The sequence below is a fragment of the Seonamhaeicola sp. ABD4_340 genome, from assembly GCF_056312135.1.
The window spans coordinates 3,570,670-3,589,951 of the sequence record NZ_CM149981.1 but is presented as its reverse complement, the minus strand read 5'-3'; the positions used below and the strand labels follow the sequence as shown (position 1 = coordinate 3,589,951).

At 30.9% G+C, this 19,282-nt stretch carries 22 protein-coding genes; 15 read left to right on the top strand and 7 right to left on the bottom strand.

The annotated features are described in order from the left end of the window. Nucleotides 1–186: 186 nt before the first annotated feature. Complete coding sequence (locus ACYX4H_RS15635) at nucleotides 187–585, top strand: acyl-CoA thioesterase (protein ID WP_476237186.1); 399 nt, start codon at nucleotides 187–189, stop codon at nucleotides 583–585. Here the strand turns inward: ACYX4H_RS15635 and ACYX4H_RS15630 are convergent. From ACYX4H_RS15630 to ACYX4H_RS15615, 4 genes are read right to left on the bottom strand one after another with little or no spacing between them, the layout of a single operon-like run. Then, on the bottom strand, nucleotides 582–1,193 hold the full coding sequence (locus tag ACYX4H_RS15630) for an IMPACT family protein (protein WP_476237185.1): 612 nt from the start codon (nucleotides 1,191–1,193) through the stop codon (nucleotides 582–584). The two genes, ACYX4H_RS15635 and ACYX4H_RS15630, sit on opposite strands and share 4 nt — an antisense overlap. A 4-nt stretch (nucleotides 1,194–1,197) precedes the next feature. After that, a complete protein-coding gene (locus ACYX4H_RS15625) occupies nucleotides 1,198–1,806 on the bottom strand; it encodes an HAD family hydrolase (protein WP_476237184.1) in 609 nt (202 codons plus the stop codon). After that, entirely contained in the window at nucleotides 1,799–2,851 is a 1,053-nt protein-coding gene (ribD, locus tag ACYX4H_RS15620; protein ID WP_476237183.1) for a bifunctional diaminohydroxyphosphoribosylaminopyrimidine deaminase/5-amino-6-(5-phosphoribosylamino)uracil reductase RibD, read from the bottom strand. The genes ACYX4H_RS15625 and ribD overlap by 8 nt, the downstream gene beginning before the upstream one ends. 2 nt (nucleotides 2,852–2,853) lie before the next feature. Further along, nucleotides 2,854–3,315: an LEA type 2 family protein gene (locus ACYX4H_RS15615; RefSeq protein ID WP_476237182.1), complete on the bottom strand. Its 462-nt coding sequence runs from the start codon at nucleotides 3,313–3,315 to the stop codon at nucleotides 2,854–2,856. A gap of 47 nt (nucleotides 3,316–3,362) precedes the next feature. Between ACYX4H_RS15615 and ACYX4H_RS15610 the strand changes: the two genes are divergently transcribed. The 4 genes from ACYX4H_RS15610 to ACYX4H_RS15595 all read left to right on the top strand — a co-directional run bounded on the left by ACYX4H_RS15610 (nucleotide 3,363) and on the right by ACYX4H_RS15595 (nucleotide 7,509). Further along, the gene (locus ACYX4H_RS15610) at nucleotides 3,363–3,854 is read left to right on the top strand and encodes a GNAT family N-acetyltransferase (RefSeq protein ID WP_476237181.1); all 492 of its coding nucleotides are present in this window, start codon (nucleotides 3,363–3,365) and stop codon (nucleotides 3,852–3,854) included. Next, nucleotides 3,851–4,702 carry a peptide chain release factor N(5)-glutamine methyltransferase gene (gene prmC, locus ACYX4H_RS15605; protein ID WP_476237180.1) on the top strand — a complete coding sequence of 284 codons (852 nt, stop codon included), beginning with the start codon at nucleotides 3,851–3,853 and terminating at the stop codon, nucleotides 4,700–4,702. The genes ACYX4H_RS15610 and prmC overlap by 4 nt, the downstream gene beginning before the upstream one ends. Beyond that, entirely contained in the window at nucleotides 4,702–6,696 is a 1,995-nt protein-coding gene (gene ligA / locus ACYX4H_RS15600; protein ID WP_476237179.1) for an NAD-dependent DNA ligase LigA, read from the top strand. Before prmC ends, ligA begins: the two co-directional genes overlap by 1 nt. 84 nt (nucleotides 6,697–6,780) lie before the next feature. Then, entirely contained in the window at nucleotides 6,781–7,509 is a 729-nt protein-coding gene (locus ACYX4H_RS15595; protein WP_476237178.1) for a hypothetical protein, read from the top strand. Between the two features lie 7 nt (nucleotides 7,510–7,516). Here the strand turns inward: ACYX4H_RS15595 and ACYX4H_RS15590 are convergent, their stop codons facing one another. Beyond that, on the bottom strand, nucleotides 7,517–7,897 hold the full coding sequence (locus ACYX4H_RS15590; RefSeq protein WP_476237176.1) for a DoxX family membrane protein: 381 nt from the start codon (nucleotides 7,895–7,897) through the stop codon (nucleotides 7,517–7,519). 172 nt (nucleotides 7,898–8,069) lie between these two features. On the opposite strand from ACYX4H_RS15590, the gene ACYX4H_RS15585 reads away from it, so the two are divergent. Next, nucleotides 8,070–8,861 (top strand): hypothetical protein, encoded by a 792-nt coding sequence (locus ACYX4H_RS15585; protein ID WP_476237175.1) that lies wholly within the window; start codon nucleotides 8,070–8,072, stop codon nucleotides 8,859–8,861. Here ACYX4H_RS15585 and ACYX4H_RS15580 read toward each other — a convergent pair. Then, nucleotides 8,847–9,755 carry a bifunctional metallophosphatase/5'-nucleotidase gene (locus ACYX4H_RS15580; RefSeq protein ID WP_476237174.1) on the bottom strand — a complete coding sequence of 303 codons (909 nt, stop codon included), beginning with the start codon at nucleotides 9,753–9,755 and terminating at the stop codon, nucleotides 8,847–8,849. The genes ACYX4H_RS15585 and ACYX4H_RS15580 overlap by 15 nt on opposite strands. A 10-nt stretch (nucleotides 9,756–9,765) precedes the next feature. Next, nucleotides 9,766–10,524: a 5'-nucleotidase C-terminal domain-containing protein gene (locus ACYX4H_RS15575; protein WP_476237172.1), complete on the bottom strand. Its 759-nt coding sequence runs from the start codon at nucleotides 10,522–10,524 to the stop codon at nucleotides 9,766–9,768. Between the two features lie 58 nt (nucleotides 10,525–10,582). On the opposite strand from ACYX4H_RS15575, the gene ACYX4H_RS15570 reads away from it, so the two are divergent. The 9 genes from ACYX4H_RS15570 (at nucleotide 10,583) to ACYX4H_RS15530 (ending at nucleotide 19,273) form a co-directional block, all read left to right on the top strand. Continuing rightward, nucleotides 10,583–11,113 carry a DUF6913 domain-containing protein gene (locus ACYX4H_RS15570; RefSeq protein ID WP_475296734.1) on the top strand — a complete coding sequence of 177 codons (531 nt, stop codon included), beginning with the start codon at nucleotides 10,583–10,585 and terminating at the stop codon, nucleotides 11,111–11,113. Then, the gene (dapA, locus tag ACYX4H_RS15565; protein ID WP_476237171.1) at nucleotides 11,103–11,978 is read left to right on the top strand and encodes a 4-hydroxy-tetrahydrodipicolinate synthase; all 876 of its coding nucleotides are present in this window, start codon (nucleotides 11,103–11,105) and stop codon (nucleotides 11,976–11,978) included. The genes ACYX4H_RS15570 and dapA overlap by 11 nt, the downstream gene beginning before the upstream one ends. 145 nt (nucleotides 11,979–12,123) lie before the next feature. Then, nucleotides 12,124–12,978 (top strand): outer membrane protein assembly factor BamD, encoded by an 855-nt coding sequence (locus ACYX4H_RS15560; protein ID WP_476237170.1) that lies wholly within the window; start codon nucleotides 12,124–12,126, stop codon nucleotides 12,976–12,978. Between the two features lie 11 nt (nucleotides 12,979–12,989). Continuing rightward, a complete protein-coding gene (locus ACYX4H_RS15555; protein WP_148544482.1) occupies nucleotides 12,990–13,316 on the top strand; it encodes a DNA-directed RNA polymerase subunit omega in 327 nt (108 codons plus the stop codon). 8 nt (nucleotides 13,317–13,324) lie between these two features. Continuing rightward, nucleotides 13,325–14,536: a bifunctional phosphopantothenoylcysteine decarboxylase/phosphopantothenate--cysteine ligase CoaBC gene (gene coaBC / locus ACYX4H_RS15550; protein WP_476237169.1), complete on the top strand. Its 1,212-nt coding sequence runs from the start codon at nucleotides 13,325–13,327 to the stop codon at nucleotides 14,534–14,536. After that, nucleotides 14,529–15,416, top strand: coding sequence for a type IX secretion system protein PorD (gene porD, locus ACYX4H_RS15545; protein WP_476237168.1), 888 nt, complete (start codon nucleotides 14,529–14,531; stop codon nucleotides 15,414–15,416). The genes coaBC and porD overlap by 8 nt, the downstream gene beginning before the upstream one ends. 46 nt (nucleotides 15,417–15,462) lie before the next feature. After that, nucleotides 15,463–17,115, top strand: a complete 1,653-nt coding sequence (gene recN / locus ACYX4H_RS15540) for a DNA repair protein RecN (protein ID WP_476237167.1) — start codon at nucleotides 15,463–15,465, stop codon at nucleotides 17,113–17,115. A gap of 130 nt (nucleotides 17,116–17,245) precedes the next feature. Continuing rightward, nucleotides 17,246–18,064 (top strand): enoyl-ACP reductase FabI, encoded by an 819-nt coding sequence (locus ACYX4H_RS15535; RefSeq protein ID WP_475296728.1) that lies wholly within the window; start codon nucleotides 17,246–17,248, stop codon nucleotides 18,062–18,064. Nucleotides 18,065–18,268: 204 nt separating this feature from the next. After that, nucleotides 18,269–19,273 carry a glycosyltransferase family 2 protein gene (locus ACYX4H_RS15530; RefSeq protein ID WP_476237165.1) on the top strand — a complete coding sequence of 335 codons (1,005 nt, stop codon included), beginning with the start codon at nucleotides 18,269–18,271 and terminating at the stop codon, nucleotides 19,271–19,273. Nucleotides 19,274–19,282: the final 9 nt, after the last annotated feature.

Sequence of the window (19,282 nt, the reverse complement as noted above, 5' to 3'; positions counted from 1 at the left end):
TGTTAAATTTTAAGGTTTGTTAATTAGCAAATTAGAAAAGAGGTGTACAATCCCGCTCCCTCTTACAGTGGGGCAAATATGTGAACAAAATTCTTAAAAAAAAAATGAAATATTATTGAATTTTTAGAAATTTTTCCTCATGTTTAATCCGATTTCGAAACTACAAAAAAATATTTAAAAAAAGCTATGAAAATCGACGAAATACAAATTAGAGTGAGGTATGGTGAAACAGATCAAATGGGGGTAGTGTATCATGGTAACTATGCGCTGTATCTAGAAATGGCAAGGGTTGAATGGTTGCGTAAGCTTGGTGTTTCATATAAAACAATGGAAGAAAACGGTATTATGCTTCCTGTAGTTTCATTAAACATAAATTATAAAAAACCAGCAGGTTATGATGAGTTAATTACAGTAAAAACTCAACTAAAAAACAAGCCAACTGCTAAGATTGAATTTGATTATGAAATAACCAACGAAAAAGGTGAAATTTTAACAACAGCAAGCACTATTTTAGTATTTGTTGATATGAAAACTAAACGGCCAACACAAGCGCCAGATTATATTTTAAACTTACTGGAAGACTAGTTTACTGGTTTTATGGTTATTTGATGTAATGTATTGAAGCTGTTAAAAGCAGCTTCAGCATCTTTTTTTCTAACAGAAATAGTTATTTCACAATCTATTTCTAATTTTTGGTTTGTAATGTTTAAGTTTTTCTCTTTAATTATGCGCATTACGGTATTCATATTTGGGTAATCAAAATGTATTACATAATCTATATTAATGGTTTTTTTTATAATTTTTGAAGCCTCTAAAGTAAGTTGAGCAGTGGTTTTATAGGCGTTTATTAAGCCGCTAACCCCCAGTTTTACACCGCCAAAGTAACGTACAACCACAATTAAAATATTGGTAACATTAAATGATAATATTTGATTGTAAATGGGCATGCCTGCAGAGTTATTAGGCTCGCCATCATCATTAGCTCTAAAGCGTATAGTTTCTGTGCCAATTTTGTAGGCATAACACCAATGTCTGGCGCTATGGTGTTCTTTTTTTAGAGTTTCAATGTGTGTTTTTACCTCGTCTTCTGTTAAAACAGGAAATGCGTAACCAAAAAACTTACTGTTTTTGTCTTTAAATAAAACGTTGTTGGTTTTGTGGGTAATAGTTTTGTATGTATCTGTTTCTTCCAAAAAATTAAAATAGAGCGCTTTTGGTTTTAAATAAATTGGTGACATCTTCTTTTTCAGGATTGAGATGCCATGTGTGTATGTTCATGTTTTTAGCAGCGGTAATATTATCTTTTACGTCATCAATAAATAAACAAGTATCAGCTTCAATATTATTATCATTTAAAACAAATTTATAAATATATGAATCGGGTTTTCTTAGGTTTATTTCGTGAGAAAGGTAAAATTTATCAAAACAGTTTTTAAAACTGTTATAAAACGGAATGTTTTCTTCAATCCATTTAATATGTAATGCATTTGTATTGCTTAATAATATGAGCTTGTATGAGGCGTTGTCTTTTAAATCTTTAATAAAATCAAAACGATGTTTTGGGAAATCGGCTAAAATTGAATTCCATTTTTCAATAATTTCATTTTCTGATAATTCTGGAAAATAATTATTGTAATTTTTTAAAAACTCTTGGGTTGATATTTCGCCTTTTTCAAACTTTAAATTGGTTTTTAAAATGGCGTCAAAATGTTTTGAAGACTCAAAATGCTTTATGTATTTAGCGGTATACGCCTTGTTTAAATTTATAAACACGTTGCCAAAGTCAAAAATTAAGGTGTTAATCATTGGTGTAGATTTTTAGAATATCTGACTGAATGTTGGTTTTAGCAATTGCATTACCCGAAAATTTAGGTGCTCTAGTACCTTTTTTAAAATTTAAATGTCCTGTAAAAATACGTGCTTCATCCCAAAGGTTTTCGTTTGTAAAGGTTTGCAATGTTTGGCTACCACCTTCAATAATAACAGAGTTTATGTTGTGTTTAAAAAGTACAGTGCATATTTGCTTAGCTATGTTGTTTTTTGCACTAAAATCTATAAATTCAAAATGCAGGTTAGGTGCTTTGCTGGTGATGTTGTTGTGCTTTTCACAAATTATAATGGTTTCAGCTTCATTATTAAAAATATTTAAGCTTTTATTAAGTTTTAAATCTTTATCAATTACAATTCTTGTGGGGTTTTGCCCTTTGTAAGTGCGTGTTGTTAGTGTTGGGTTATCTTGCAAAACGGTATTGGTGCCAACTAAAATAGCCTGTTCTTGCATACGCCATTTATGTACTAACTGTTTTGAGTATGTGTTTGTTATCCAAACAGGTTTTTGTTCGGTTTTTGTTTCAGGAGCTATAAAACCATCGGTGGTTTGTGCCCATTTTAAAATTATGTAGGGCCTTTTTTTGTTATGAAACGTAAAAAAACGTTTTAAATGCTGTTTACATTCATTTTCTAAAACACCTACGGTAACATTTATACCTGCATTTTGTAGTTTTTTTACGCCTTTTCCGGCAACTTGCTCATTATCATCAATACAACCAATTACCACATTGGGTATGTTGTGTTTTATTATTAAATCACTACACGGTGGTGTTTTACCATAGTGTGAGCATGGTTCTAAAGTTACATAAATAGTGGCGTGTTTAAGTAGGCTTTTGTTTTTAACCGCATTTATGGCGTTTACTTCAGCATGACTTCCGCCATAGGCGCTTGTAAAACCCTCGCCAATAATAGTGTTATTGTAAACTATAACAGCGCCAACCATGGGGTTTGGTCTTGTGGTGCCTAAACCGTTTTTGGCTATTTGTATGGTGCGTTTTATGTAAAATTCGTTAACTGTCACTATTAAAATTTTATGTTTACGTTATCGGTTTTATCAACATTATATGCGTAAGAAAAACCAAAAACTTTATAAATAATAGCGCCTTTATATTGTACTTTAATTTTTTTAGAAAATAAACTGCCTATTAAACCACCAATATTTTTGCTGCTTAAAATGCTATCTGTTGGAATATGTGTTTTTAACGGAATAGAAAATTCTTTTTTTGCTGGCACATCAAAACTTTCGGTAGATACGGTAGCAATTTCATTATTATTAACATACACTTTTATGGCATCAGTTTTTAATTGTCCACCAACATCATTAGGGTTTAAAAAAATAGCGTTTGCGGTAATGGTAATGTGGTTTTTGGTAGACTCTAAAACTTTTATGTTTTCAACACTTAAAAATTCAGGTTTTTCTTTTATAGTACAACCAAAAATTAAAAATACTATTGTTGATAAAATAATGGCAGCCCTTTTTTGCATGTTTTTATATTTAAGTATCTTCACTTGGGTAAAAATACTATTTTAAAGTGATTAAAGATACTATTGTTATTAGAGAAATTAAGCCAGATGATAATGAGCCGTTAGAGCAATTAATACGCCATTGTTTTTATGAGTTTAATATTCCGTTAGAAGGTACTGCATACACAGACCCAGAAACATCGCAAATGTACCAAGCCTACCAAAATACAAATGATATTTATTTTGTTATAGAAAACAATGGCGAAGTTTTAGGAGGTGCTGGCATTAAGCCTTTGCCAAATTCAAATGGGCATATTTGCGAGCTTCAAAAAATGTACTTTTCGCCAAAAATTAGAGGAAAAGGCTACGGTAAAAAAATGTTTGAAACCTGTTTAAAAGCAGCAAAAAAAATGGGTTATAAACAGTGTTACATAGAATCTGCACCGCAATTAAAGGCGGCTATTCATGTTTATGAAAGTTTTGGTTTCAAGCATTTAGATGGCGCTTTAGGTAATACAGGGCATTACAGTTGTGGTATTTGGATGATTAAAGATTTATGAAGTTAAAAGATATTCAAAATACATTTCACACAACATTAAAAGGTATTTATTCAAAAGAAGAAATAAATAACTTCTTTTTTATGTTGAATGAAGTCTATTACGGCATTTCGCGATTGCAATTGGCTTTAAACACTAATTTACAGCTAGAAAATACAGATGCAATTTTTAAAGCCTTAGACCATTTAAAAAACGAAGAGCCAATACAATATATATTAGGTGAAACTGAATTTTTTGGCTTAAATTTTAAGGTAAACCAAAATGTTTTAATACCAAGGCCCGAAACCGAAGAATTAGTAAATTGGGTTATAAATGCATCAAAAAAAAACAAACATAAACCTATTACTATTTTAGATATTGGTACCGGTAGCGGTTGCATAGCTATAACATTAGCTAAAAACTTACCAAAACCAACTGTTTATGCTTTAGATGTTAGTGAAAACGCGTTAAGTATTGCTAAACAAAATGCCGTATTAAATAATGTAGATGTAAAGTTTGTTCAAGATGATATTTTAAAACCTAATTTAGAAAATCAGCTACCAGATTTTGATGTTATAATTTCAAATCCGCCCTATATTAGAATGCAAGAAAAAGCATTAATGAAACCCAATGTTTTAAACAATGAGCCTCATTTAGCATTGTTTGTAGAGAATAATAATCCGTTAATATTTTACAATGCTATTTGTAAGTTTGCTTCTAATAAATTAAAAGAACATGGCGCTTTATATTTCGAAATAAATGAATATTTAGGAGAAGACATGGCGCAATTACTACAAAATTATAAGTTTAAAAATATAGAATTAAAACAAGATATTTTTAAAAAAGACAGAATGATAAAAGGCGTATTTTAATGAATACAGAACAAAAAATAAATCAACTAAGAGAAGAGTTACGTGCACATAATTATAATTATTATGTGTTAGATACTCCAACAATTTCAGATTTTGAGTTTGATATAAAATTAAAAGAACTTCAAACTTTAGAAGAAAAGTATCCTGAGTTTTTTGATGCTAACTCACCAACACAACGCGTAGGTGGTGCCATTACCAAAAATTTTGAAACTGTTGTGCATGAATACCGTATGTATTCTTTAGATAATTCATATTCAAAAGAAGATTTACAAGATTGGGAAACGCGTATAAAAAAACTAGTTGATGGTAACGTACAATACACCTGCGAGCTTAAATATGATGGCGCTTCAATAAGTTTAACTTATGAAAACGGTTTGTTAGCGCGTGCTGTAACCAGAGGCGATGGTTTTCAAGGAGATAATGTTACGGCCAACGTAAAAACCATAAAGTCTGTACCATTACAGTTAAAAGGTAATTTTCCTTCTAAATTTGATATAAGAGGCGAAATTGTGTTGCCTTTTGATGGATTTAATAAAATGAATGAAGCGCGTTTAGCTAATGGGGAAGAACCATATAGAAATCCAAGAAATACGGCTTCAGGAAGTTTAAAATTACAAGATAGCTCTGAAGTTGCTAAACGCCCGTTAGAATGCTTGCTTTATAATATTACAGGTAATAATTTAGGTATAAAAACACAGTTTGAAAGTTTAGAAAAAGCAAGGTCTTGGGGGTTTAAAGTACCAGAAGTAGCCAAATTAGCTAATTCAATTGAAGACGTTTTAGAGTTTGTAAACCATTGGGATGTACATAGGCATAGTTTACCGTATGAAACAGATGGTGTTGTAATTAAAGTAAATAGTTTACAACAACAAGAAGAGTTAGGTTATACCGCAAAAGCACCGCGTTGGGCTATGGCTTATAAGTTTAAAGCAGAACAGGTTTCAACAAAATTAAATAGTATAACATATCAAGTTGGGCGTACTGGCGCTATTACACCGGTCGCTAATTTAGAGCCGGTTGAGTTGGCAGGTACAACAGTAAAAAGAGCGTCATTACACAATGCAGATCAAATTGAAAAATTAGATGTTAGAATTGGTGATGAAGTGTATGTTGAAAAAGGTGGTGAAATTATTCCTAAAATATTGGGTGTAGATGTAGTAAAACGTTTACCAAATTCTCAACCAACAAATTATATTACGCATTGCCCCGAATGTGGTACAGAATTAATAAGAAAAGAAGGCGAAGCGCAACATTATTGCCCTAATTACAATGGTTGTAATCCGCAAATTATTGGTCGAATTCAGCATTACATATCAAGAAAAGCTATGGATATTGAAGGTTTAGGAGGCGAAACCGTAGCGCTTTTAGTAAATGCAGGACTTATAAGTAATTATGCAGATTTATATGAATTAACAAAAGAACAAGTGTTGCCTTTAGAGCGTATGGCAGAAAAAAGTGCCGACAATTTAATTGAAGGTATTTCAAAATCTAAAAACATTCCTTTTGAGCGTGTTTTATTTGCTTTAGGTATTCGTTATGTTGGTGAAACCGTAGCTAAAAAATTAGCTAAACATTATAAAACTGCTGATGCTATTGCTTTGGCTACTGAAGAAGATTTAGTTAATGTTGATGAAATTGGTGTTAAAATTGCGCAAAGCGTTGTAGACTTTTTTAATTCTGAAGTTAATAGAAATATTATTGAAAGATTAAAAGGTTTTGGTGTGCAATTACAAATATCTGAAGAAGAGCTTGCTGGACAAACAACCATTTTGGAAGGAAAAACCATTGTGGTTTCAGGTGTGTTTCATACTGTTACAAGAAATGAATTAAAAAAGCTAATTGAAGATAATGGCGGTAAGGTTGCCAGTTCAATATCGTCAAAAACAAGTTTTATTGTTGCAGGTGATAATATGGGGCCAAGTAAAAAAGAAAAAGCAAAAAAGCTAAGTATTTCTATTTTAAATGAAAGTGAATTTTTACAAAAAATAAAATAATCGTGTATTTCATCGATAAAATGCATTTTTTTACCGTTAAATTGAATTCAAGTTTTATATTTGTATTGAATTAAAAGTAGTTGAATGTCAACATCAAAGATAATATATTTGTTTGTATTACTAGCGTATATTTTGTTTGCCGTAACGGGGTTTATGGGTTATGATGATATGTCGGCTATTTTAAATGCTCTTATAGTACCTTTAATTGCTGTTAATTACTTTCTTTTTTATAAAGGTAAAACAAAGTATTTCATATTATTTATGATATGTTATACCATATCAGATGTAGAAGGTTTATTTGTTAATTTACTACCCAATACAGCTACTTTTGACTTTATATTTAATGCAGATTATTATATAGGTAATACACTTTATATTCTGGCATACTTTTTCTTGATATTGCTAATAGCTCAGGGTGTTAATTTTACCCAAGTAGTTAAAAATTTTAAAATTCATTTAATTGTTTTATTGTCTTTAAATATATGGTTAGTGTATGTTTTACAGGTAATAGTGTCACCTAATACAAATTTTAATGGCGAATATTATTTGGAGTTTATTTACAACATAGTTATGCTATTCCTGCTTTCAGTGGCGCTTCTTAACTATTTTTATAAAGACAATAAAAAGGCATTGTTTCTTTTTTTAGGCACTATGTGTATTGTGTTTTCTGAGGTTGTTGATGTTGCTTATAATTATATGGCGCATAGGCATTTACTTGTATTTTTGTCTACTACGCTTACACTATGTGCTTTTTTCTTTTTTTGTAAACAAGCAACTTTATTAGATGAGAAAAAAGATGGTATGTATGTTTAAACTTTTTTTATTCCTGTTTTAAATAAGGAATATCTTTTTTGTACAAAATCAATATAATTACAGCTATTATAAAAGTAAATATTGCGGTACTAAAAAGCACACCACCATCATTATTTACAATTATACCTAATGTAGTTATGTGCATAATTATTGCGCCACCAATAATGCCTAAAGTTAATAAAGCGCCAACCCATACTGTTTTTGGTATTACCAACAATATGCCGGTAATTAATTCAAAAACACCAATAATAATTCTGCCATAAGGTTCTAAACCAACTTTAGTAAAAATATAAACACTGTCTGGATGTGCTGTAAATTTATATCGTAATGTTTGAATAAGAATAATGGCTACAATTAAACGTAATATAAATGGAATATGCTTTTTCATATTTTGAGTGTGTTGTTTTTTAGACGATTAATTTTCATTTACTTACCAATTTAGTAATAAGAGTATCGACGAATGAACATGATTTTGACATGAAAATCGATAAAAAGTAGTTTTTAAACGTTGAAATAACAATTTTTTATTATATTTGATTAACCTACTTATTGTTATCGTTATGAAAAAATTATTTACTCTGCCCTTTGGTAAATTAATTTTTAGCGTATTTTATTTATTTGTAGCAGTAATTGTATACAGTTATGTGACAAATAATTTAGAAATAGCTAAATATGTATATCCATTAATTATACCCAGTTTTTTAATTATTTATGTTTCAAAATTTAAAAGTTTAAATGTTGGGTTTGCTTTCTTTTTAGTATTTGCTTTTCTAGGCAATTTAGCATCACTATTTTTTTATGAAGATTTGCAGTTAAAAATTTCTAGCGCTTTATACGTTATGGGTTTCTTATATTTAATAGCTATTAAACTACCTAAGTTTAAAGTTTATAAATTAGATAAACTTATTATTGGTTATTTAATAATGATTTTTTTTATAGGATTTTACTTTTTATTCAGTTTGTACACAGCCCTTAATAATGTAGTGAATGATAGTAGTGAAGTGTTATTATTTGCTATAAAAAACTTTGTGGTTATGTTTTTAGCATTATTGGCTTACGGCGTGTATTTGTCTTCAGAAAGCAGACAATCTGTTTGGTTTTTAGTAAGTATTATATTTTTAGGTTTTGCAACAGTTTTAAATTATGTAAACTTATATTATGTATATCATTGGACTTTTGAAATGCTAGAAAAAATCATGCATGTATCTGGTTTTTATTTTTTAGTTAATTCAATGGCTTTTAAAGAAACAACAAAAACTAACTACAATAAGGTAAAAACACCAAGCCATACACTAAAATTACCCAAAAAACTTAGGTCGGGTAGTGGTAATTTAAGTTTAAACAATTATTGATGTGCCGTTAGCCGATTTGTTTTTATCAGTATCAAAATAAAAATCAATTTTTCCTAAATAAATACCGTAACATCCAACTTGGTTTACAAGCGTATTTTTGTTATCAATATTTTTCACAACAGTAGGTTTTGGTAAAAACGTGTGAGTGTGGCCACCAATAATTAAATCTATATCACGGGTGGCTTTGGCTAAACTTAAATCGCCAATTTTATCACTCTTGTAATTATAACCTAAATGCGATAAACAAATAATTAAATCACATTGTTCTTCGGTTTTTAAAACTCTAGTCATTTCTTGGCTCGTTTCAATAGGGTCTAAATATTCAGTTTCCTTGTAAAGTGAAGGTGCTACTAAACCTTTTAAGGCAATACCTAAGCCAAAAACACCAATTTTAATACCATCTTTAGTAAACACTTTGTAGGGTTTAACGTGTGTATCCATTACGGTGTTTTTAAAGTTGTAATTAGCAGAAACAAAATCGAATTTAGCATGCGGTAATTGCGCATACAAACCATCAATACCATTGTCAAAATCATGATTTCCAATAGTTGCTGCATCATATTTTAGCATGCTCATAAGTTTAAACTCTAGTTCGCCACCGTAATAATTAAAATAAGGCGTGCCTTGAAAAATATCACCAGCATCTAATAAAAGTGTGTTTGGGTTTTCATTTCTAATACTTTCAACCAATGTTGCTCTTCTGGCAATTCCACCTTTATTAGCATTTCTGCCGTCATTAGGCCCAAAAGCATCAATATGGCTGTGCACATCGTTGGTGTGCAAAATGGTTATTTTTTTTGCTTTTGAAGCTGAAAAAGATTGTAAGCCAACACCTCCTAAAGTTACTAAAGCGGTTCCTGCTGTTGCTTGTTGAATAAATGCTCTACGTTTCATGTTTTAAAGATTATTTAATTTGAATAAATCTGTCGTCAATAACAGGGCTAATGGTGTCAATTGTATTAAAATGATCAATTAAAGCGGTTCTAATTTTATAATTCAATTTGTATAATGAATCATTTGGTTTAAAAAAAGTCATGCCATCATTTCCTTCGTATAAATAATCGTTTGTAGCTACAAAATAGATTTTGTTTTTATTAATATTTTTACCTTTAATAGTGGCGTTTATTGGTTTAAAATGGGCATCAATTTTAAGCTTAAGTTGAGAAATAGGGTGCGCGCGTTTGTGGCTAGATAAAAAATTTACAATACTATCAATTTGAGTACCTTTTAGGGCTACAACCACAATGCTATTTTCAAAAGGCATAATTTCAAAAGCGGTTCTTTTGCTTATATTTCCTTTAGGTAAAATAGCTCTAATGCCACCATGATTTAGTAAAACCATATCAATGTTTTTACCAGTTCTTTTATTAAAAACGGGGTTGGCTTGGGTGTAAACGGCATCGGCTAAAAAGTTGCCTATAGCAGTGTTAAATTCGCCGTCTTTTTTAGAGTATACATTTTTAGAGTAGGCTAGAGTGCTGTCTAAATCGTTGTTAATGTGTTCTCTAAAAGGTTTTATGAAAGAGTCAATTTCAGGATTTGTAAGTAATGAATCTGAAATTTCAATACGTTTACCTTCAATTTTATGTAAATGATAGGTTTGCTCTTTACAGCTAGTTAAGCCAAAAATTATTAACAAAATAAATAAATGTGTTAACCTCATGTGTTTAATCAAAATTTTGAATGTAGTTTTGCTACCTTTGCGAAAAGGTTAAAGATAAATGATTTTACAGGGTTTTAAAGAGAAATCTAATAAAAAGTACTTGAATAAATTGTTATCTAAAAGACAGGTAAATGTTACCAGTTCTAAGATTAGAAGTTTAGGAGTTATATTAAATGTTGATGAGTTTGATGATCTTGATACTTTTAGAAAACTTGCAGATTTAATAAAAGTACATCATAATAAATTAAAAGTAGTAGTGTTTTCTGAAAGTAAAAAGGAAGCGCTACTCTCTTGGGTAGAATGTTTTAACCCTAAAGATTTTGGATGGAACGGTGCGGTAAGTAATGTAGAGTTAAAATCTTTCTTAGAACATGATTTTGACATGCTTTTAAGTTACTATCAAGAAGATATTTTAGAATTAAAATTAATTACAGCATCTTCAAAAGCTCAATTTAAAGTAGGTGTTTTGCAAACCGATGAACGTTTAAACGACCTTATAATTAAAACAAATATTAATGAATTTGATGTGTTTAAAAATGAACTTTTTAAATACCTAACTATATTAAACAAAATTAAAAATGAACAGTAAGTTTTTAGGAACTGGCGTTGCTTTAGTTACACCTTTTAATGCAGATTTAAGTGTAAACCACCAAGCTTTAACCAACATTGTAAACCATAATATTGAAAACGGTACAGAATACCTTGTTATTTGTGGTACAACAGCAGAGAGCGCTACACTTACAAAGCAAGAAAAACAAGAGGTTATTGCAACCATTTCTAAAGCTAATAATGGGCGTTTACCTTTAGTTTTAGGTATTGGCGGAAACAATACAATGCAAGTGGTTGATGAAATTAAAACTACAGATTTTACAGGTATTAGTGCCATTTTATCGGTAGCGCCGTATTACAATAAACCAACTCAAGAAGGGTTTTATCAGCATTTTAAAGCAATTTCTCAAGCTTCACCAGTTGATATCATTTTATACAATGTACCTGGTAGAACCGCCAAAAACATGGATGCAGCTACAACACTTCGTTTAGCTAACAATTTTTCAAATATTATTGGTGTGAAAGAAGCAGGTAATAATATGGCACAATATTTAGAGTTACTTAAAAACAAACCAGACGATTTTTTAATTATTTCAGGTGATGATGATTTAGCTTTGGGTGTTGTTCTAGCAGGAGGTGCCGGTGTTATTTCGGTAATTGGGCAAGCATTACCAAAAGATTTTTCAGAAATGATTCGTTTAGGTTTAAAAGGAAATGCCAAAGATGCCTACAAGCTTCATTTTAAACTAATGGACATTATTGGTTACATTTTTGAAGAAAACAATCCATCAGGCATCAAAGCTGTTTTTGAAGCCTTAGGTTTATGTGCAGATACCGTTAGGTTACCCGTAGTACCAGCTACAAATGCTTTAAAAGAAAAAATAAAAGCATACTTAGCAAAATAAATTAAACAATAGTATGTTTTTAATACATACAAAAGTTAAATATAACTTAAACGGTACAGTAACTAAGTTTAAGCGTTTATTTTAGCTTAAAATATTATTTTTAAAATCCATATTATTAACGTAATTTTGCCCTCTGTTAAAAATTATGAAAAAGTTTTTTTACATATTATTATCAACAATCATTTTAAGCTCATGTAGCGAATATCAAAAGGTGTTAAAAGCATCAGGAGAAGGCGCTATAAAACAAAAGTTTGAAATGGGCGAAACCTTATACAATGAAGGTAAGTTTGCAAAAGCTAGCCGTTTATTTGCTCAAATAGTACCAGAATACAGAGGGAAACCTCAAGCTCAAAAGCTTATGTATTTATATGCTATGACCTTTTATGAAATGAAAGATTATTACACATCAGCATATAGGTTTGAGCAATTTGCAACAGCATACCCAAAAAGTGAAAAGCTTGAGGAAGCCGCTTTTTTAAGTGCTAAAAGTTATTATATGTTATCCCCGGCATATACTAAAGACCAAAAAGAAACTATTGAAGCCATTGAAAAAACTCAAGAATTTATCAATAGGTTTCCAGATTCTAAATATTTAGAAGATGCTAATAAACTTGTAAAAGAACTAGAATTTAAATTAGAGCAAAAAGCATTTCATATAGCAAAACAGTATAGTGATATTGCGCCTGGTTTTACAAGAGATTTTACAGCAGCTATAAAATCTTTTGACAATTTTCTTTATGAATTTCCAGGTTCAAAATTAAGAGAAGATGCATTCTATTACAGGCTAGATGCTGTATACCAGCAAGCTGTAAATAGTTTTGAATACATAAGCTCTAGAGAAGAAGGCGTTGTTCAATTACGTAAACAACGTTTAGAAACAGCAAAAGAATACGGTAATTCATTTAAAAAAATGTTTGCTAATTCAAAATATACCAACCAAGTAAATGAGATGGTAAAGGCTGTTGAAGAAGAATTAAACACGTATAGCACACAAAGTTAAACATAATCACAATGGATTTAAAAAAAATCAATGCTCCTGTTAATACAGTAACTTATGATAGAAATCAAGTAGATGAGCCTACAGAAAATATCTATGAGTCAATTTCTATTATTGCTAGAAGAGCAGAACAAATTAACACAGAGATTAAAAAAGAACTTATTGATAAGTTAGAAGAATTTGCTACTTACAATGACAGTCTTGAAGAAATCTTTGAAAATAAAGAGCAAATTGAGGTTTCAAAATTCTACGAAAAATTACCAAAACCTCACGCATTAGCTGTTCAAGAATGGCTAACTGATAAAATTTATTTTAGAAATACTGAGGAAGACGCTCAGTAATATTTCTTATGAGTATTCTAAGCGGCAAAAACGTACTATTAGGAATTAGTGGCGGTATTGCCGCTTATAAAACAGCTTCACTAGTAAGGTTGTTTATAAAAGCAGGTGCCAATGTGCAAGTTGTAATGACGCCAGCTTCAAAAGAATTTATAACACCCTTAACACTTTCAACATTATCTAAAAACCCTGTATATTCATCTTTTACAAACGAAGATGATGATACCGGTGTATGGAATAACCATGTAGATTTAGGCCTTTGGGCAGATTTACTTTTGGTGGCACCTGCAACAGCAAACACCATGTCTAAAATGGCAAATGGTGTATGTGATAATTTGTTGCTTGCAACATATTTATCGGCTAAATGTGCTGTGTATTTTGCACCGGCCATGGATTTAGATATGTACAAACACCCAACAACCTTAGCTTCTTTTGAAAAATTAAAAGGCTTTGGTAATACCATGATTCCTGCAACTAGTGGAGAATTGGCTAGCGGATTGGTAGGTGAAGGTAGAATGGCTGAACCCGAAGATATTGTAAGCTTCATAGAAAACGATATTGTAAACAAATTACCATTAAAAAATAAAACAATATTAATTACAGCAGGCCCAACTTATGAAGCTATAGATCCTGTGCGTTTTATTGGAAATCATTCTAGCGGAAAAATGGGGTTTGAAATTGCCAAGGCAGCGGCTAATTTAGGCGCTAAAGTTATATTGGTTACGGGGCCAACAAACCAAAATGTTTCACACAGTTTTATTAATGTAATACCAGTTGTAAGTGCACAAAACATGTATGATGAAGTACATAAACATTATCAAAATGTTGATGTAGCCATACTATCGGCTGCGGTGGCAGATTATAAACCAAAAAATGTAGCGCTTCAAAAAATAAAAAAGAAAGATGAAACGTTAACATTACAGTTAGAAAAAACTAAAGATATTTTAGCATCATTAGGTGCCATTAAAACCAATCAATATTTAGTAGGCTTTGCTTTAGAAACTAATAATGAATTAGAAAATGCAAAAGGCAAGCTAAAAAGAAAGAATTTAAATTTAATTGTTTTAAATTCGTTAAACGATAAAGGGGCAGGCTTTAAAGGCGATACCAATAAAGTTACTTTTATTGATGATAACGAAACTATTACAGAATTTCAATTAAAATCTAAGGCCGATGTAGCCAAAGATTTATTAAACAAAATAACAGAGCAAATTAATGCGTAAAATTTTAATTGTTTTTACTTTTTTAATTACTTGGGTTGGGTTAGCGCAAGAGTTAAATTGCAATGTTGTTGTTAATGCGCAATTTACAGGAAATGAAAACTTTCCCATTTTTAAAACTCTAGAAAAACAACTTACAGAGTTTGTTAATAACACAAAATGGACAAACAAAACATTTTTGCCACAAGAGCGTATAGATTGTAGCATGGTTATTAATGTTTCAAATTACAGTGGCGAATCTTTTGAGGCTTCATTACAAGTACAATCATCTCGTCCAGTTTACGGCTCGTCTTACAGCACGCCAGTTTATAATTTTAATGATAAAGATTTTAATTTTAGTTATTTAGAGTATCAAAATCTTATTTTCAATCCGCAACAATTTCAATCTAATTTAGTATCGGTTATCGCTTTTCATGTGTATATGATTTTAGGTTTAGATGCCGATTCTTTTGCGCCCAATGGAGGTAGTGCTTATTTTAAGCAAGCACAAACCATTACAAATTATTCACAACAAGGCAATTTTAAAGGTTGGAAATTAGAAGACGGTTTGCAAAGTAGGTTTATGCTTATAGATAATTTATTATCGCCAACATTTAAAGAATATAGGCAAGTAATAAACGTGTACCATCGTGATGGTTTAGATGTTATGAGTGAAAATACTAAACAAGGTAAAGAAGCCATTGCAGCTGTGTTACAACAGTTTCAAAGTATGAATAGCCGCAGACCAAATTCGTTTTTACAACGCACATTTTTTGATGCAAAGGCCAATGAAATTACTGAAATTTTTAGCGATGGCCCCAATGTAAACATTGCTAATTTAAAAGATGTACTTCAAAAAGTAGCGCCTATGCATAGTAGCAAATGGCAAAATATTAAGTTTTAATTTTCAAACGTTTAGTTTTTTAACTAAAAATTGCAACTAATTACTTATGCTAACATCACTTTCAATAAAAAATTACGCATTAATTGATAATCTTAAAGTAGATTTCAATAATGGTTTTTCTATAATAACAGGTGAAACTGGTGCAGGAAAATCTATTTTACTTGGTGGCTTGTCTTTAATTTTAGGTAAACGTGCCGATTTAAGTAGTTTGAAAGACGCCTCAAAAAAATGTATTATAGAGGCTGTTTTTAATGTTGCCAACTATAAATTAGAAGCACTTTACAAAGCCGAAGATTTTGATTATGAACCTTTAACCATTATACGTAGAGAAATTCTGCCTTCAGGAAAATCGCGCGCTTTTGTTAATGATTCACCAGTTAATTTAAGTAGTTTACAACTTTTAGGTGAGCGTTTGTTAGATATACACTCGCAGCACCAAACATTGCAATTAACTGATGATGCCTTTCAATTTCAAATTATTGATGCTTTAGCAAAAAACGAAACACCGTTACACAATTATAAAACCGAATTAAAGGTTTATAAAAAACTACAAAAAGAGTTAAATGAACTTTTAAATTTTCAGGCAGAAGCAATAAAAGAGCACGATTATAATACTTTTTTGTTAAAAGAATTAGTAGAAGCTAATTTGGTTGAAGGCGAATTACCCGAGCTTGAAGAAGAGTTTGAAACCTTAAATAATATTGAAGGCATCAAAGAAAAATTATCTGAAGCATATCAATTATTAACCGATGAGCAATTAGGGGCTATTCCAACCTTAACGAATTTAAAAAACACTTTTCAGAAGTTAACTGGCTTATCATCAAAATACCAAGATTTATTCAATAGAGTAAACAGTAGTTTAATTGAATTAGATGATGTCTTTTCAGAAGTAAATACACTACAAGACAATTTAGATGCAAACCCAAGTAGGCTAGAAGAGGTAGATGCCAAATTAAAAAAACTACATGATTTAATGCAAAAACATGTAGCCGAAGATGTTTCAGAATTAATAAAAATTAAAGAAACTTTAGAAGAAAAAGTAGCTGTTACCCAAAATTTAGATGATACTATTGAAAAAAAGCAACAAGCTATAAAAACTCAAGAAAACGTATTAAATACACTTGCAAAAACTATTAATAAAAATAGAAGTTTAGCCATTCCAGAATTGAAAAAGCAACTAGAAACCATGTTGGCAGATTTAGGTATGGCAAATGCACAATTTAATATTGCGGTAAAATTACAAAGTGCCTTTTTACCCAATGGAAAAGATGATTTGCAGTTCTTGTTTTCAGCCAATAAAGGTGGTAGTTTTAATGAGTTAAAAAAAGCAGCATCGGGCGGAGAATTATCTAGAATAATGCTAGCAATAAAGTCTATTTTATCAAAATACATGCAATTACCAACCATTATGTTTGATGAAATTGATACCGGTGTTTCTGGCGAAATATCAAATAAAATGGGCGATATTATGCTGCAAATGAGTAAAACTATGCAGGTGTTTTCAATAACACATTTACCGCAAATTGCAGCCAAAGGGCATTCGCATTATAAAGTATATAAGCAAGATGTAGATAATGTAACGCAAACCAATTTGGTAAAATTAAACCATGATGAACGTGTTGTAGAAATAGCTCAAATGTTAGGCGGTACAGATATGTCATCATCAGCCTTAGCGCACGCCAAAGAATTACTAAACTAAAAAAACAATAAGTTTTAAATAATAAATTATAAGTTTCTTATTTTTGAAGCTTTAAAAAGTAACTACTGTTAGCATTAGTTGCATACATTGAAACAAAAACATAAACACAGGAATAAACCAACAAAGAGATATGTCACATAATTTATTAAAAGGAAAAAAGGGAATCATTTTTGGAGCATTAGATGCCAATTCAATTGCTTGGAAAACTGCAGAACGCGTACATGAAGAAGGCGGGCAATTTGTATTAACAAATGCACCAGTAGCCATGAGAATGGGACAAATAAATGAATTAGCCGAAAAAACAGGATCTCAAATTATTCCTGCCGATGCAACTTCAGAAGAAGATTTAAAAAATCTTGTTGAGCAATCAATGGAAATATTAGGCGGTAAAATAGATTTCGTTTTACACTCCATTGGTATGTCTATAAACGTACGTAAAGGAAAACATTACACAGACCAAAATTATGCTTGGACACAAAAAGGAACCGATGTTTCTGCCATGTCTTTTCACAAAGTTATGCAAACACTTTACAAAGCCGATGCTATGAATGAGTGGGGAAGCATCGTAGCATTAACCTATATGGCCGCACAACGCGTATTTCCAGATTATAATGACATGGCCGATAATAAAGCCTATTTAGAAAGTATAGCACGTAGCTTTGGGTATTTCTTTGGAAGAGATAAAAAAGTACGTGTAAACACCATTTCACAATCACCAACACCAACAACAGCAGGTAGCGGTGTAAAAGGTTTTGATGGGTTTATTTCATATGCCGAAAAAATGTCGCCATTAGGTAACGCAACCGCACTAGATTGTGCAAACTACACCGTAACACTATTTAGTGATTTAACAAAACGTGTAACGCTACAAAACCTTTATAATGATGGTGGTTTTAGCAACATGGGTGTAAGTGATGCTGTAATGAGCACGTTTATGAACGAAGAATAAAAAAATAAAATTATACTTATAAAAGCCACCTTTATTGGGTGGCTTTTTTGTTACATTTGTGTATAAACAATTTGGGCGTTACCCATAGGGTCGGGCTTTCGGCAGTCACTTTTATATTTTGTAAAATAGTATACCCAAAAAGCAAAATATAAAGAGTTCCAACAAAGCCTCAATCCCTAACGCAAAAGCAACGTAAAACAAATAATGGCATTACAATTCTCATTTATAATACCAGTTTATAATAGGCCCGATGAAATCTTGGAGCTTCTTCAAAGTTTTATAAACTTAAAAACTAACACACCCTTTGAAATTGTAATTGTAGAAGATGGCTCAACAATAACGTCAAAAAATATAGTAGAGCAATTTAATACCATTTTAAATATAGCTTATTATTTTAAACCAAATTCTGGCCCTGGAGACTCCAGAAACTTTGGAATGCAAAAAGCCAAAGGCAACTATTTTATTATTTTAGATAGTGATGTTATTTTGCCACCAAACTATTTAAATGCTGTAGAAAAAAGTTTAAACAAAAATTATGTAGATTGTTTTGGCGGGCCAGATGCAGCACACCAATCATTTACCAATTTACAAAAGGCCATTAATTTTTCAATGACATCGGTAATAACAACTGGTGGTATCAGAGGTAATAAAAATAGCGTGGGCAAATTTCAACCCAGAAGTTTTAATATGGGTATTTCAAAACAAGCATTTCAAGCATCAAAAGGTTTTGGGAGTATTCATCCAGGTGAAGACCCAGATTTATCAATTCGCCTCTGGAATTTAGGTTACAAAACCAAACTTATTTCAGGTGCTAAAGTATTTCATAAACGTCGTATTTCTTGGAAAAAATTTTACATTCAAGTACATAAGTTTGGTATGGTTAGGCCTATTTTAAATGCGTGGCATCCTTCAACAAAAAAAATAACATATTGGTTTCCTACGGTATTTTGTTTAGGGTTCTTATTGGCATTATTATTAATTTTATTCAATTTTAACGCCTTGTTATATGCGTATGCATTTTACTTTGTGTTAGCTTTTTTTGTGGCATTGGCAACAACAAAAAGTTTAGAGGTTTCGGTGTTGGCAATACCCGCCATTTGTATACAATTTTTAGGTTATGGCTATGGGTTTTTAAAATCTACATGGGCAGTTAGTGTGCTAAAAAAACAACCCGAAATACGTTTTCCTAAATTGTTTTTTAAAAATTAATAAAACGTT